The organism is Silvimonas sp., assembly GCF_031291215.1.
In the GTDB taxonomy this organism is placed as follows: Bacteria; Pseudomonadota; Gammaproteobacteria; order Burkholderiales; family Chitinibacteraceae; genus Silvimonas; species Silvimonas soli.
Genome location: NZ_JARLJK010000117.1, coordinates 17,436 through 31,823 on the forward strand (window position 1 = coordinate 17,436; position 14,388 = coordinate 31,823).

9 protein-coding genes are annotated in these 14,388 nt (G+C 56.2%); 6 read left to right on the forward strand and 3 right to left on the reverse strand.

Annotated features, from left to right (window positions below; all coding sequences use genetic code 11):
- Positions 1–213: 213 nt before the first annotated feature.
- From gapA to edd, 3 genes are all read right to left on the reverse strand, one after another.
- Positions 214–1,209, reverse strand: coding sequence for a glyceraldehyde-3-phosphate dehydrogenase (gapA, locus tag P4L78_RS11820; protein ID WP_283150147.1), 996 nt, complete (start codon positions 1,207–1,209; stop codon positions 214–216).
- 241 nt (positions 1,210–1,450) lie between these two features.
- Positions 1,451–2,074: a bifunctional 4-hydroxy-2-oxoglutarate aldolase/2-dehydro-3-deoxy-phosphogluconate aldolase gene (locus P4L78_RS11825; protein ID WP_283150148.1), complete on the reverse strand. Its 624-nt coding sequence runs from the start codon at positions 2,072–2,074 to the stop codon at positions 1,451–1,453.
- A 126-nt stretch (positions 2,075–2,200) separates the two neighbouring features.
- Positions 2,201–4,036, reverse strand: coding sequence for a phosphogluconate dehydratase (gene edd / locus P4L78_RS11830; protein WP_309328265.1), 1,836 nt, complete (start codon positions 4,034–4,036; stop codon positions 2,201–2,203).
- A 517-nt stretch (positions 4,037–4,553) separates the two neighbouring features.
- Between edd and zwf the strand changes: the two genes are divergently transcribed.
- From zwf to aceF, 6 genes are all read left to right on the forward strand, one after another.
- The gene (gene zwf / locus P4L78_RS11835; protein WP_283150150.1) at positions 4,554–6,005 is read left to right on the forward strand and encodes a glucose-6-phosphate dehydrogenase; all 1,452 of its coding nucleotides are present in this window, start codon (positions 4,554–4,556) and stop codon (positions 6,003–6,005) included.
- A 197-nt stretch (positions 6,006–6,202) separates the two neighbouring features.
- Positions 6,203–6,901 carry a 6-phosphogluconolactonase gene (pgl, locus tag P4L78_RS11840; RefSeq protein WP_283150151.1) on the forward strand — a complete coding sequence of 233 codons (699 nt, stop codon included), beginning with the start codon at positions 6,203–6,205 and terminating at the stop codon, positions 6,899–6,901.
- A 108-nt stretch (positions 6,902–7,009) separates the two neighbouring features.
- Positions 7,010–7,855: a transcriptional regulator HexR gene (gene hexR, locus P4L78_RS11845; protein WP_283150152.1), complete on the forward strand. Its 846-nt coding sequence runs from the start codon at positions 7,010–7,012 to the stop codon at positions 7,853–7,855.
- A 205-nt stretch (positions 7,856–8,060) separates the two neighbouring features.
- Positions 8,061–9,707: a glucose-6-phosphate isomerase gene (pgi, locus tag P4L78_RS11850; RefSeq protein ID WP_283150153.1), complete on the forward strand. Its 1,647-nt coding sequence runs from the start codon at positions 8,061–8,063 to the stop codon at positions 9,705–9,707.
- A 154-nt stretch (positions 9,708–9,861) separates the two neighbouring features.
- Positions 9,862–12,522: a pyruvate dehydrogenase (acetyl-transferring), homodimeric type gene (gene aceE / locus P4L78_RS11855; protein ID WP_283150154.1), complete on the forward strand. Its 2,661-nt coding sequence runs from the start codon at positions 9,862–9,864 to the stop codon at positions 12,520–12,522.
- A 122-nt stretch (positions 12,523–12,644) separates the two neighbouring features.
- Positions 12,645–14,306: a dihydrolipoyllysine-residue acetyltransferase gene (aceF, locus tag P4L78_RS11860; protein ID WP_309328267.1), complete on the forward strand. Its 1,662-nt coding sequence runs from the start codon at positions 12,645–12,647 to the stop codon at positions 14,304–14,306.
- Positions 14,307–14,388: the final 82 nt, after the last annotated feature.

Genomic DNA, 14,388 nt, shown 5'->3' on the forward strand with positions numbered 1-14,388 from the left:
ACACGTCATCTGTTTTACGAGGCATGCCGGGGGAAGCGTGCTGGCCGGAGTGCCAGACGATTCTGTTGCTCTACGGCCATTCGGTTGCGCGAGCGCCGATAGCGCACATCATTCGCAGACGTACATCGCCCTGCAATGCCAGGAAGTGGTGATAGAAAACAAAAAAGGGCGACATGTCGTCGCCCTTTTTCCTACCCCGCAACTACTTCCAAATTACTTGGCGATGTGCGAAATCAGGTCCAGCACTTTGTTGGAATAACCGGTTTCGTTGTCGTACCAGGCAACCAGCTTCACAAAGTTGTCGTTCAACGAGATACCTGCCTTGGCATCGAATACCGATGTGCAGATTTCGCCGTTAAAGTCGGTGGAGACCACGTCGTCCTCGGTGTAACCGACAACACCCTTCATCTCACCTTCTGCCGCAGCCTTCATGACCGCGCAGATTTCCTTGTAGGTTGCCGGCTTGGCCAGGCGAGCAGTCAGGTCAACCACCGATACGTTCGGGGTCGGCACGCGGAACGACATGCCGGTGATTTTCCCGTTCAGTTCCGGGATCACCTTGCCAACTGCTTTAGCGGCACCAGTCGATGACGGAATGATGTTCTGGGAAGCACCGCGACCACCGCGCCAGTCTTTATGCGATGGGCCATCAACGGTTTTTTGCGTTGCGGTAGTGGCATGCACCGTTGTCATCAGCGCCTCAACGATACCGAAGTTATCGTTAATGACTTTAGCCAGAGGGGCCAGACAGTTGGTGGTGCAAGATGCGTTGGAAACGATATCCTGGCCTGCATAGGCCTTGTGATTTACACCCATGACGAACATCGGGGTGTCATCTTTGGAAGGGCCAGTCAGCACAACTTTTTTGGCGCCAGCCTGAATATGTTTACGTGCAGTTTCATCAGTCAGGAAAATGCCGGTCGCTTCTGCAACCACATCTACGTTGACTTCATTCCATTTCAGGTTAGCCGGGTCTTTCTCAGCGGTACAACGGATGGTTTTGCCGTTTACAACCAGATGACCATCTTTTACTTCTACCGTGCCGTTGAAACGACCATGGGTAGAGTCATATTTCAGCATATATGCCATGTATTCCGCGTCCAACAGGTCGTTGATTGCAACGATTTCAATGTCGGGACGAGCTTGTGCCGCGCGAAAAACAATGCGACCGATACGGCCAAAACCGTTGATACCCACTTTGATAGTCATATATTCCACCAGCTATTTGTTAATAAACAAAAGGTTGATTGTTCAATAACGAGCAACCTTACCAAACAGAAATCATATGTGTCATATGTATAGGCTATGGCGGCAAATACAACCCGATCAGTTACATCTGCGACTAACCGTCACTACACAGCACTTTAGCCCAAAGCCATGACAACAATATGCAAGAACAAACAGCCCGGCGAAGGAACATATCGCCAGGCTGTTTGCTAGCTATCTACCTTTATGGGCGAAAACTGGCGGCTTCGCGAGCCAATGCAGTAATAGCATCCCAATCACCCGCAGCCACTTTGTCTTTTGGCGCCAGCCAGGAGCCGCCCACACAACCGACGTTCGGCAGTGCCAGCAACTTGGGCGCCGACTCCGGCGTCACGCCACCAGTAGGACAGAACAATGCTTGCGGCAACGGGCTACCCAAAGCCTTGAGCATGCCGTAAGAACCAGCTTGTTCTGCCGGGAACAGCTTGAGTGCGTCAAAACCCATTTCCAGAGCAGCGATCGCTTCTGAAGGCGTCATCACGCCAGGCAGCAACGGAATGTCCGCGGCGCGCGCGGCGGCTGCCAGTGTTTCGGTCAGACCAGGCGTGACCGCGAACTTGGCGCCAGCGGCCTTGGCCTGTGCGAACTGTTCCGGGCGAACCACGGTGCCGACGCCAACAATGGCATCAGGTACCTCGTCGGCAATCAAACGGATGGACTCGAGTGCGGCGTCAGTGCGCAGCGTCACTTCAAGTACACGGATACCGCCTGCGACCAGCGCTTTGGCCAACGGGACCGCGTGTTCGGTCTTTTCAATAATCAGCACCGGCATCACCGGGCAGGAGCGCATGATTTCTCGAATTTGCATGATCCTGACTTTCTTATAAGTGTTGCGTGTTAGTACCTCAATGCGCACCTGCCAATCCCAAAATCTGGCACAACGGGATAAAGCCTCTGACAGGTTACGCCCCCGACCACCCTTTCCAGTTGACGATCAGTGCGCCAAGCCAAGAGAAAGGGCTCCCTCTTCCGCGCCTGTGGCAGCCTGACGGAAAGAAGCAAACAGTTCGCGACCCATGCCATGCTGGTGCGCGGTCAGATCGGCCTCGGCCCGCTCCCGCGAGGCCCAGACCTGAGAATCAACCTTGGCTTGCAAAACGCCAGCTTCGGCATCAAGACGAATCACATCACCCGAACGCAATTTGGCCAGTGGTCCGCCAGCCAATGCTTCTGGCGTAATGTGAATAGCCGACGGCACCTTGCCGGAAGCGCCGGACATACGGCCATCGGTTACCAATGCTACTTTGAAGCCGCGATCCTGCAGCACACCAAGCACTGGGGTCAGTTTGTGCAGTTCGGGCATGCCGATTGCACGCGGCCCCTGGAAGCGCAGCACAACCACGACGTCTTTTTCCATTTCGCCGCGCTGGAATGCTTCCAGCACTTCATCTTGATCATGAAACACCATTGCTGGAGCTTCAACCAGGCGATGCTCTGCTTTCACTGCAGAGATTTTGATCACGGCACGCCCCAGATTGCCATCCAGCAAACGCAGGCCGCCGTCGGCACTAAATGGCTTCTCGATACGACGCAAAACACCTTCGTCGCCGGACTCGGCATCCGCATCACGCCATTCAAGCTTGCCATCGATCAGGAATGGCTCTTGTGCGTAGCGGTGCAAACCAAAACCCATCACGGTGTGCACGTCTTCGTGCAGATAACCGCCCTTGAGCAGTTCGCGGGTCAAGAATGGCATACCACCGGCGGCATGGAACTGGTTTACATCAGAAGTGCCGTTCGGATAGATTTTGGCCACCAGCGGCACCACGGCCGACAGGTCATCAAAATCGCTCCAGTCAATGATGATGCCAGCAGCGCGCGCTGCAGCAGTCAGATGCATGGTGTGGTTGGTTGAGCCACCGGTCGCCAGCAACCCGACGATGCCATTCACCACGACTTTTTCGTCGACCAGACGGCCAACGGGAATGTATTCATTACCTACATTGGTAATTTGTGCGGCACGGCGACCTGCTGCTGCAGTCAAAGCATCGCGCAGCGGAGTATTTGGATGAACAAACGCTGCACCTGGTAGATGCAGACCCATGATCTCCATCAACATTTGATTGGAATTGGCGGTGCCGTAAAAGGTGCAGGTACCCGCTCCGTGATAGGAGCCTTCTTCAGAAGCCAGCAATTCGGTGCGATCACACTTGCCTTCGGCAAACAACTGACGAATTTTCGCTTTCTCGCTGTTGGCGATGCCTGAGGTCATCGGGCCGGCCGGGACAAAAATCGCAGGCAGATGACCGAACTGCAAGACCCCGATCAACAAGCCCGGAACGATCTTGTCACACACGCCCAGTAGAGTAACTGCATCAAATACATTATGGGACAGCGCCACTGCGGTAGACATGGCGATGACGTCGCGACTGAACAGCGACAACTCCATGCCTGGCTGACCTTGCGTAACGCCGTCGCACATGGCTGGCGTACCGCCAGCAAACTGTGCCGTGGCACCCGCCTCGTGGGCAGCTTTCTTGATAATGGCAGGATAGGTTTCGAGCGGCTGATGCGCCGACAACATGTCGTTGTAGGAAGAGACAATGGCAACGTTCGGGCGGCGCATTTCGCGCATCATGATCTTGTCGCCCTCTGGCGACGCAGCCCATGCATGCGCCAGATTGGTACAGGCAAGCCCTTTGCGCAGCGGCTCCTTGCTAGCGGCGGCATCCAGGCGAGCTAGATAGCGCTCGCGGGATTCGCGACTTCGTTCAACGATACGCCGGGTAACCTCGGCGAGCCGAGGATGCACAGGACTGACAGCTGGCATTGCAGGACTCCGAAATGGGGAACGCCACGGACCGGATTAACACTACAACCGACCCAGGATTGAAATAGTTGCCGAAGCGTAGTTTTACTACAATCACCCCTGCGCATCAACCAACACTATGACACAAAATGGTGCTGCTGCACTGCAGCATAAGCCAGCCAGAGCGGGCTATTACCCCCATGACATTACTCGTTGCTGCGGTCTGCGAGAAGAGGCTTCTTTACCGTTTGCGCGGGTGTTTGAGCGTGTAGTAAGATTACAAAGTCTTTCGAATATCCGGCTTGGGTAATTTGCAGCATAGTTGAATTTCCCGCGCGCCAGAAAGTCGCAATAACGGCAGCAGCAATCAGGTTTGGTGCATGCATAGCGCCGACACCATCTGATGATGCTGCCGTGTCCGTTTCGCCGTGCCAGGCGCACACAAGGATTCTGGTTTCATTTGAAACAGCCTACAGGCTGTTTACAGCAAAACGAGAGGTCTTCACGCCTCTCGCATAAAAGGAAAGGAACGCCCGATATGACCCCTATTGATGCTTTCGACATGGTGCTGTTCGGTGGCACCGGCGACCTGGTGATGCGCAAGCTGTTGCCGGCCCTGTACCACCAACACCGTGACGGCAATCTGCCTAAAGCCGGCCGCATTATCTGTCTGGGCCGCAGCGCCAGCGACACAGCCGCTTATCTGGACAAGGCGCATGGACTGGCCAAGGGCTATCTGGGTAGCGACTACGAAGCAAACGTATGGGCCGAGTTCGCCAGCCGCATTTCGTTCCTGCGCAACGATGCCAACAACGCCGATGATTACCCTGCCCTGGCCGAACTGCTGAACCAGGAAACTGGCCGTGCTCGCGTGTTTTACTTCTCCACCGCGCCGGACCTGTTTGCCATCATCAGCAAGAATCTGGCTTCGGTTGGCCTGAACAAAGGCAACTCCCGCGTTGTGCTGGAAAAGCCGCTCGGCCACGACCTCGAATCGTCGAATGAAATCAACGATGCGGTTGCAGAGTACTTTAACGAACATCAAATTTACCGGATTGACCATTACCTGGGCAAAGAGCCGGTTCTGAACCTGATCGCCTTGCGCTTTGCCAACACGCTGCTGGAACCGCTGTGGCGCCGTGAGTGGATCAGCGACGTGCAAATCACCGTGACCGAACAAGTTGGCGTGGAAACCCGTGCGGATTTCTACGACAAGACCGGCGCGCTGCGCGACATGATTCAAAACCACTTGCTGCAGTTGCTGACCATTGTGGCGATGGAACCACCAGCCACCATGGACGGCGATGCCGTTCGTGACGAAAAGCTCAAGGTTCTGCGCGCACTCAAGCCGCTCAGCCTGGAAGATGTGCACACCAAGGTTGTACGTGGTCAATATCGCGCTGGCACGATCAATGGCAAGCCTGTTCCGGCTTACCAGGACGAGCCTGGCGTACCGGAAGGCTCCACCGCAGAAACCTTCGTTGCGCTCAAGGCTGAAATCCAGACCTGGCGCTGGGCTGGTGTTCCTTTCTTCCTGCGTACCGGCAAGCGTTTGCAAGAACGGATGGCAGAGATTGTCATCAACTTCCGCGAAACGCCGACTTCCATCTTTGGCCGCATGCACACACCAAACCGTCTGGTGATCCAGTTGCAACCGGACGAATCCGTACGCCTGTACTTGATGGCCAAAGAGCCAGGCAACCAGGTACGCCTGCGTCCAGTCCACCTGGATCTGGACTTCAAGGAAACCTTCAAGACTCGTTCACCAGAAGCCTACGAGCGCCTGTTGATGGACGTGATTCGTGGCGATCTTTCGCTATTTGTGCGTCGTGACGAACAACGCGCCGCGTGGCGTTGGGTCGAGCCGATTCTCGATTCGTGGGGCAGCAGCACCGAAGCCCCCAAGCCATACACCGCAGGCACATGGGGCCCGGCGGCAGCGTCGGCTTTGTTGTCGCGTGATGGTCTGGCCTGGCACGAAGAGCACTGATTTACCGCTACAGGGCAGTCAGCCTGCATGAGACCGAGGGTATTTTGACCAACAGGGTCATCATCTCCCGGTCATATGGCAGCGCTGCTGTCTACTGAAATACGCAGAAAACGCGTCAGCTGGCCGGTTCAAGTTTATGTGTTGCACACAAAACCCGGCCAGTTGTTACGCTTGTTGAATGATTTTAAGGATGACCAATGTCCGTTGTGTGGCATGAATTTGGCAGCAAAGACGAACTGGACCAGCAACTGGCCTGTGCCATCGCAGCAGCTTTGAATGCAGCCATTGCGGCACGCGGCAAAGCGGCGCTGGCCGTCTCCGGTGGCCGTACGCCCGCAGGCATGTTCAAGGCGTTGAGCGAATCTACCGTTGATTTCAGCAAGGTCTGGATCACGCTGGTTGATGAGCGCTGGGTGCCGGTTGATCACGCCGACAGCAACGAGCGCACCGTGCGCCAGAATCTGCTGGTAGGCAATGCCGCTGTTGCGCACTTTGTCTCGCCCGTGTCTGCCGCGGCCACGCCGCATGAAGGCGAAGCGGAAATCGAAGCACGCTTTGCCGCCCTGCCCGCGCCATTCGACGTACTGATTCTAGGTATGGGCGATGATGGGCACACTGCATCCCTGTTCCCGAATGCGCCGGAGCTTGAAGCGGCTTGCGCCTCGCAGGCCCTGGTCGCTGCGGTAACCCCGCCAGTCGCACCGCACAAACGCATCACCCTGACTTTGCCCACCATCGCCAAGGCGCGTGAAGTGATCGTACATATCACTGGTGAAGGCAAGAAAACCCTGTTGCAAGATGCACTGGCCGAGCAAAAGCCGGTGGTAGAGCAATATCCAATCCGGCGTGTGCTGGATGCAGTAACCGGTCAAAAACTGGTTTACTGGACAGCTTGATTGGTCATTTTCCGATATGGGGCTCAATGAGCCCCGTATCCATAATCGGCGGAAGCGATACCCAAAAGGCACGCTACCGCCAATACAAAGAGATGGAGTGAGACGCCTATGCTCGAACGCATCAAAACGATGATCGACAGCCTTTCCAGATCGGAACGCAAAGTGGCCGAACTGGTACTGGCCCAGCCCAATCTGGTTGCAAATGCGCCTATTGCGCAAATTGCCGATCTGGCCGACGTATCGCAACCCACGGTCATTCGTTTCTGCCGTTCGCTCAATTGCTCCGGGTTGCAGGATTTCAAACTGCGCTTGACCCGCAGTCTGGTCTCCGGTGTGCCTTACGTGCATTCGATGGTATCGGCTGACGACTCCGCTCATGACCTGGCCAAAAAACTGTTCGACAACAACATTTCGCATCTTTTGCGTTGTCGTAACGAACTCGATACCGAAGTACTGGAAAAAGCCATCAAGGTTCTGGCCAACACCCACAAGATTGAAGTGTGGGGACAAGGTCAATCCGGTGCAGTGGCTATCGATGCCCAAAACAAATTTTTCCGCCTTGGTGTGCCAACCGTAGCCTATACCGATCCACATATGCACGGCATGAGCGCTTCCATGCTCAAACCGGGCGATGCTGTGGTAGCGGTCTCCAACTCCGGCCGTACGCTGGACATGATCCGTTCGGTAGAAATTGCCCGTGATGCGGGTGCCGACGTGATTGGCATTACGCACTCCAAATCGCCACTGGCCAAGCGTTGTTCGCTTTGCCTGTATGCAGACACCATGGAAGATCCGGATCTGTACACGCCCATGATTACCCGCATTGTTCACCTGGTGATCATCGACGTGCTGGCTGTTGGCGTGGCGCTCAAGCGCGGGCCAGAGCTGATCGACCAACTGGAAAAAATGAAGCGCAACATGAAAGAAAAACGTGTGCGCGGGCACGACCATTGATCGCTTGCTGATCAATGAGGCAATAACTCATCAGCAGATAGCCAGGCCGGCGGTGCCACGCCGCTGCCCGACATCTGTCGAGGCAATCCCGGTAGTACCCCGGCAGCAAAACCTTCAGCACGAAGCATGTAAAACAGGCATTCAACCAGAGTCCGCCCCCTTTCATGGCAAGCGGACGTGAAGCCACAGGAAGAAAGGAAATAGGATGTCCAAGCTTACCAGCTCGCCCGCCTGGCTCGCCCTGGCGGAACACTTCAAGGAAATCGCTCCGCTGCACATGCGGGACATGTTCCAGGATGACCCGAAACGCTTCGAGAAATTCTCGGTGGAATCGGGTGGTTTGTTCTTTGATTACTCCAAGAACCGCATCACTGAAAAAACCCTGGAACTGCTGTTCACGCTGGCCCGCGAATCCGGCCTGCAAAAGCGCATTGAACGCATGTTCTCCGGCGAAAAGGTCAATATCACCGAAAACCGCGCTGTACTGCACGTAGCGCTGCGTAATCTGGACAAAAACCCGATCCTGGTTGATGGCGAAGACGTCATGCCCAAGGTCAACGCCGTCAAAGAGAAGATGTTCCAGTTCTCTGATGAAATCCGCTCTGGCGAACGCGTTGGCTACACTGGCAAGGCCTTTACCGACATCGTGAATATCGGTATCGGTGGCTCGGACCTCGGTCCGGTTATGGTCTGTAATGCGCTGAAAGACTTCGGCCATCAGCGCCTGACCATGCACTTTGTATCCACTGTGGATGGCGACCAGATTGTCTCCACGCTGAAGAAACTGAATCCGGAAACCACGCTGTTTATCGTGGCTTCCAAGACCTTCACCACCCAAGAAACCATCACCAATGCCCGCACCGCGCGCAAGTGGTTCCTGGATCGCGTGGGTAACGAAAGCCATATCGCCAAGCATTTTGTTGCGGTTTCAACCAACTCCAAGGCGGTGGCAGAGTTCGGTATTGATACCAACAACATGTTCGAATTCTGGGACTGGGTTGGCGGCCGTTACAGCCTGTGGTCGGCCATTGGTTTGCCCATCGCCATTTACCTGGGCAAGCATGATTACCAGGATCTGCTGCATGGTGCTTACACCATGGACGAGCATTTCAAGAACAAGCCGCTGGAACAGAACCTGCCCGTGATCATGGGCATGCTCGGCGTGTGGTACATCAACTTCTTTGGTGCCAGCACCCATCTGATTTCCCCGTACAACCAGTCGCTGCATCGCTTCCCGGCTTATCTGCAACAGTTGGATATGGAATCGAATGGCAAGACGGTTGATCTGGATGGCCATCGCGTTGATTACAACACTGGCCCGGTGGTGTGGGGTGATGCCGGTATCAACGGCCAGCACGCTTACTACCAGATGCTGCACCAGGGTTCGCAAATGGTGCCGATCGACTTTATCGCCAGCGTCGAGCATCCGGAAATTCCTGAGCCGCACAGCACGATTCTGATGGCCAACTTCTTCGCGCAGACTGAAGCCTTCATGCGCGGCAAGAACGAAGCTGAAGTACGCGCTGAGCTGGAAAAATCCGGCATTACCGGTCAGGCACAAGATGAGCTGACCCCACACAAGGTCTTTGAAGGCAATCGCCCAACCAACACCATCATGATGCAGCGTCTGACGCCGCGTCGCCTGGGTGCGCTGATTGCCCTGTACGAACACAAGATCATGGTTCAGGGCACCATCTGGAACATTAACTCCTATGATCAATGGGGGGTTGAGTTGGGCAAGCAACTGGCCAAAGCCATTGAAGCCGATCTGACCACGCCAGGCCTGACGGCTACACACGACTCTTCGACCAATGGCCTGGTCAATTACTACAAACGCAATAACCCGCGTTAAGCAACACCACTGCCTCCCCAATTGCGCACTTTTGGGGAGGCAGATAACTACACCGCACAGCGGAAATGTGAAGTCGCCCGGCCACGAGCCGGACGATGTTCGGAATGGACAACGCAAGCCCGGACAGCATTAACTACATCAAAAAGGTATGGCAATGGCAGAGCAGATACACGACCAGGACCCACAGGAAACCCGTGAGTGGCTGGATGCGCTGGATGGCGTGCTGGAAAACGAAGGTGCTGAACGCGCCCACTATCTTGTTGAAAAGCTGATTGGTCATGCGCGTGAAGACGGAGTCAATATTCCGTATACCGCGACCACCGCTTACATCAACACCATCCCGGTTCACCTTGAGGCCAGAAGCCCGGGGAATCACACTTTCGAAGAGCGCATTCGCTCTTACACGCGCTGGAACGCTGCGGCGATGGTCGTGCGCGCCAACAAGATCAATGGCGATCTGGGTGGTCATATCACCTCTTTCGCTTCTGCCGCCACCCTGTACGACGTGGGCTGGAACCACTTCTGGCACGCGCCGAGCGACAACCACGGCGGTGACCTGGTGTACTTCCAGGGCCACAGCGCGCCTGGCATGTATTCGCGCGCCTTCCTGGAAGGCCGTATCTCTGAAGAACAACTGCTGAAGTTCCGCCAGGAAGTGGACGGTGGAGGCCTTTCCAGCTATCCGCACCCGTGGCTGATGCCGAACTTCTGGCAATTCCCGACTGTGTCGATGGGTCTGGGCCCGTTGATGGCCATCTATCAGGCTCGCTTCATGAAGTATCTGGGTGACCGTGGCTTTGAACAGAAGGGTGATCGCAAGGTCTGGTGTTTCTGCGGCGATGGCGAAATGGACGAGCCGGAATCACTGGGCGCGATTTCGCTGGCTGGCCGGGAAAAGCTGGACAACCTGGTGTTCGTGATCAACTGTAACCTGCAGCGTCTGGACGGCCCGGTGCGCGGTAACGGCAAGATCATCCAGGAACTGGAAGGCGACTTCCGTGGTTCGGGCTGGAACGTGGTCAAGGTTGTTTGGGGTACCGGCTGGGATGCCCTGCTGGCCAAAGACAAGAACGGCCTGCTGCAAAAACGCATGATGGAAGTGGTCGACGGTGAATACCAGACCTACAAATCCAAAGATGGCGCGTATGTTCGTCAACACTTCTTTGGCGCGTATCCAGAACTGCTGGATATGGTGTCCAACCTGTCTGATGACGATATCTGGCGTCTGACCCGCGGTGGTAATGATCCGCACAAGGTCTTCGCTGGCTACAAGGCGGCGGTTGAGCATAAAGGCCAACCTACCCTGCTGCTGGTCAAGACCGTGAAGGGCTACGGCATGGGCGCGGCGGGCGAATCGCAAAACGTGGCACACCAGACCAAAAAGCTGTCGCCTGATGACTTGCTGCATCTGCGCGACCGTTTCCGTATTCCGCTGACCGATGAAGAAGCGCGCGCCGCCAGCTTCTACCTGCCGCCAGCTGAAGCGCCAGAACTGAAATACATGCACGAACGCCGTGCCGCGCTGGGTGGCTACCTGCCATCGCGCAATCCGGTGAACGAGCCGCTGGAAGTACCGCCGCTGGAAACATTCAAAGCCCTGCTGGAAAGCTCCGGCGAGCGGGAAATGTCCACCACCATGGCGTTTGTGCGGATTCTGACCGCACTGGTGAAAGACAAAGCCATTGGCAAGCGCGTTGTGCCGATCGTGCCGGATGAATCCCGTACCTTTGGTATGGAAGGCATGTTCCGCCAATTGGGTATCTGGAGCCACGTTGGCCAGCTGTATGAGCCGCAAGATGCTGACCAGCTGATGTTCTACAAAGAATCGACCACAGGTCAGATTCTGCAGGAAGGCATCAACGAAGCCGGTGCCATGGCGGACTGGATTGCCGCGGCCACCGCTTACGCCAACCATGGCGTCACGATGATTCCGTTCTATATCTATTACTCAATGTTCGGCTTCCAGCGTATTGGTGATCTGGCTTGGGCTGCGGGCGATCTGCGTGCTCGTGGCTTCCTGGTCGGCGGCACCGCTGGCCGCACGACACTGAACGGCGAAGGCCTGCAACACCAGGATGGTCACGGCCATCTGTTTGCCGAGTTCGTGCCGAACTGCGTTTCGTATGATCCGACCTTTGCCTATGAACTGGCAGTGATCGTGCATCACGGCATGAAGCGCATGTATCAGGATCAGGAAAACATCTATTACTACCTGTCCGTGATGAACGAAAACTACGCCCACCCGGCCATGCCAGCGGGCGCAGAGGAAGGCATCATCAAGGGTCTGTACAAGTTCCGTCCTGCGGCTGCCACGGGTGACCTGCACGTACAACTGATGGGCTCCGGTACGATCTTCCGTGAAGTCATCGCTGCAGCAGAATTGCTGAAGAGCGACTTTGGCGTTGAATCGGATATCTGGTCCGCACCTAGCTTCAACGAACTGAAGCGCGACGGTATGGCTGCAACCCGCTACAGCATGCTGCACCCAACGGCCGAGCCGAAGGTGCCGTATGTGACTGAATGCCTGAAAGATGCCAAGGGTCCGGTCATTGTGGCGACCGACTACAAACGCACCTACGCCGAGCAGATTCGCGAATACGTGCCGGGTCGTTATGTGGTGTTGGGTACCGATGGCTTTGGCCGTTCGGACAGCCGTCAGCAGCTGCGCAAGTTCTTTGAAGTGGACCGTTACCACGTGGTGGTGGCGGCGCTCAAGGCACTGGCCGACGACGGCAAGCTGCCATTGACCAAGGTTGCGGAAGCGATTGCCAAATACGGCATCGAAGCGGATCGTCCGGCTCCCTGGACAGTATGAGAAATGTGTGAGGCGTGAGGTGTGCGGCGTGCAGGATAAAACCTGCCACACCCACACCGAACGCTAAGGCTGGAGTGAGGTTGCCCCTCACTCCTTACCCCTCACCCCTCACAGGAATTCCCATGAGCAACGTTATTGAATTGAAGATTCCCGATATCGGCGGCCATGATGGCGTGGATGTCATTGAAGTGCTGGTCAAAGCCGGTGACGTGATCGAGGTTGAACAATCCCTCATCACACTGGAAACCGACAAGGCCACCATGGAAGTCCCGGCTACCGCTGCCGGTACGGTCAAAGAAGTCAAAATCAAGGTTGGCGACAAGGTTTCGGAAGGCGATGTGGTTGTGCTGGTCGAAGTCAGCGCTGCGGCGGCTGCTCCAGCGCCTGCTGCTGTGCCAACACCAGTTGCCCCGGCACCGACCGCACCTGCACCAGTTGCCGCGCCAGTTCCGGCACCGGTAGCCGCGCCGGCAGGTCCAGCCCAAAGCATTGAAGTGCGCGTGCCGGACATCGGTAACTTCGATACGGTCGAGATCATCGAAGTGAACGTCAAAGTCGGCGATACCGTCGCCGTTGACGACTCGCTGATCACGCTTGAATCCGACAAAGCCAGCATGGAAGTACCTTCCACAGCGGCTGGCGTAGTGGAAAGTGTCGCAGTGAAGGTTGGTGAAAAGATTGGTGAAGGTGCCTTGATCCTGACACTGAAAGGTAGCGCTCCGGTCAGCGCCGCAGCGCCTGCACCTGTTGCAGCACCTGCTCCGGCCCCAGTTGCTACGCCAGTGCCGACACCGGCAGCTGCCCCGGCCGCCGCACCAGCTGCAGCCACCACCACCGCAGTCAAGTTTGACGAAGCCGGTTTCCGCCGTGCTCACGCCAGCCCATCGGTGCGTTCTTTTGCGCGCGAGCTGGGTGTGGATTTGTCCCGCGTAACCGGTACCGGTCCCAAGGGTCGTATCCTGCACGAAGATGTGCGTGGCTATATCAAGAACGTATTGTCGGGTGCCGCCGCAGCACCAGTTGCCGCCGCAACGGCTGGTACTGGCGTCGGTCTGGATCTGCTGCCATGGCCGAAGGTTGATTTCGCCAAATTCGGCCCGATCGAAACCAAGCCACTGACCCGCATCCAGAAGATTTCCGGTGCCAATCTGCATCGTAACTGGGTGATGATTCCGCACGTTACGTTCAACGACGAAGCCGATATCACCGAGCTGGAAGAATTCCGCAAGTCGATTGGCAAAGAGTGGGAAAAGAGTGGTCTGAAATTGTCGCCTTTGGCTTTCATCATCAAAGCTGCAGCCGAATCGCTCAAGGCGTTCCCGAACTTCAATGCCAGCCTGGATGGCGACAACCTGGTCCTCAAGCAGTACTACCACATCGGTTTTGCGGCAGATACGCCGAACGGTCTGGTTGTGCCGGTGATCAAGGATGCCGACAAGAAGGGCCTGAAAGAGATCGCCAAGGAGCTGACCGATTTGTCCGCTCTGGCACGCGAAGGCAAACTCAAGCCGACCGACATGCAAGGCGCCACGTTCACGATTTCCAGCCTTGGTGGCATTGGCGGCAGCAGCTTTACGCCGATCATCAATGCGCCGGAAGTGGCAATCCTGGGTGTCTGCAAGAGCCAGATCAAGCCAGTATGGAATGGCAGCGCGTTTGAACCGCGTTTGCTGTGCCCGCTGAGCCTGTCGTTTGATCACCGCGTCATCGATGGCGCGGCAGCGGCACGCTTCACCGTACATCTGGCCAAACTGCTGGCCGACCTGCGGCGTCTGATCCTCTAAGTGCGAAGCGTGAGGCGTGAGGGGTAAACACCTCTCACGGCTCACTACACCTCACGCCTCCCCCCTTACTCCTCACAAGGGT

Excerpts from the sequence above, each read along its gene's own strand:
- aceE (WP_283150154.1), top strand. The coding sequence starts at position 9,862 with ATGGCAGAGCAGATACACGACCAGGACCCACAGGAAACCCGTGAGTGG.
- zwf (WP_283150150.1), top strand. The coding sequence starts at position 4,554 with ATGACCCCTATTGATGCTTTCGACATGGTGCTGTTCGGTGGCACCGGC.
- pgl (WP_283150151.1), top strand. The coding sequence starts at position 6,203 with ATGTCCGTTGTGTGGCATGAATTTGGCAGCAAAGACGAACTGGACCAG.
- edd (WP_309328265.1), bottom strand. The coding sequence starts at position 4,036 with ATGCCAGCTGTCAGTCCTGTGCATCCTCGGCTCGCCGAGGTTACCCGG.
- P4L78_RS11825 (WP_283150148.1), bottom strand. The coding sequence starts at position 2,074 with ATGCAAATTCGAGAAATCATGCGCTCCTGCCCGGTGATGCCGGTGCTG.
- pgi (WP_283150153.1), top strand. The coding sequence starts at position 8,061 with ATGTCCAAGCTTACCAGCTCGCCCGCCTGGCTCGCCCTGGCGGAACAC.
- gapA (WP_283150147.1), bottom strand. The coding sequence starts at position 1,209 with ATGACTATCAAAGTGGGTATCAACGGTTTTGGCCGTATCGGTCGCATT.
- hexR (WP_283150152.1), top strand. The coding sequence starts at position 7,010 with ATGCTCGAACGCATCAAAACGATGATCGACAGCCTTTCCAGATCGGAA.
- aceF (WP_309328267.1), top strand. The coding sequence starts at position 12,645 with ATGAGCAACGTTATTGAATTGAAGATTCCCGATATCGGCGGCCATGAT.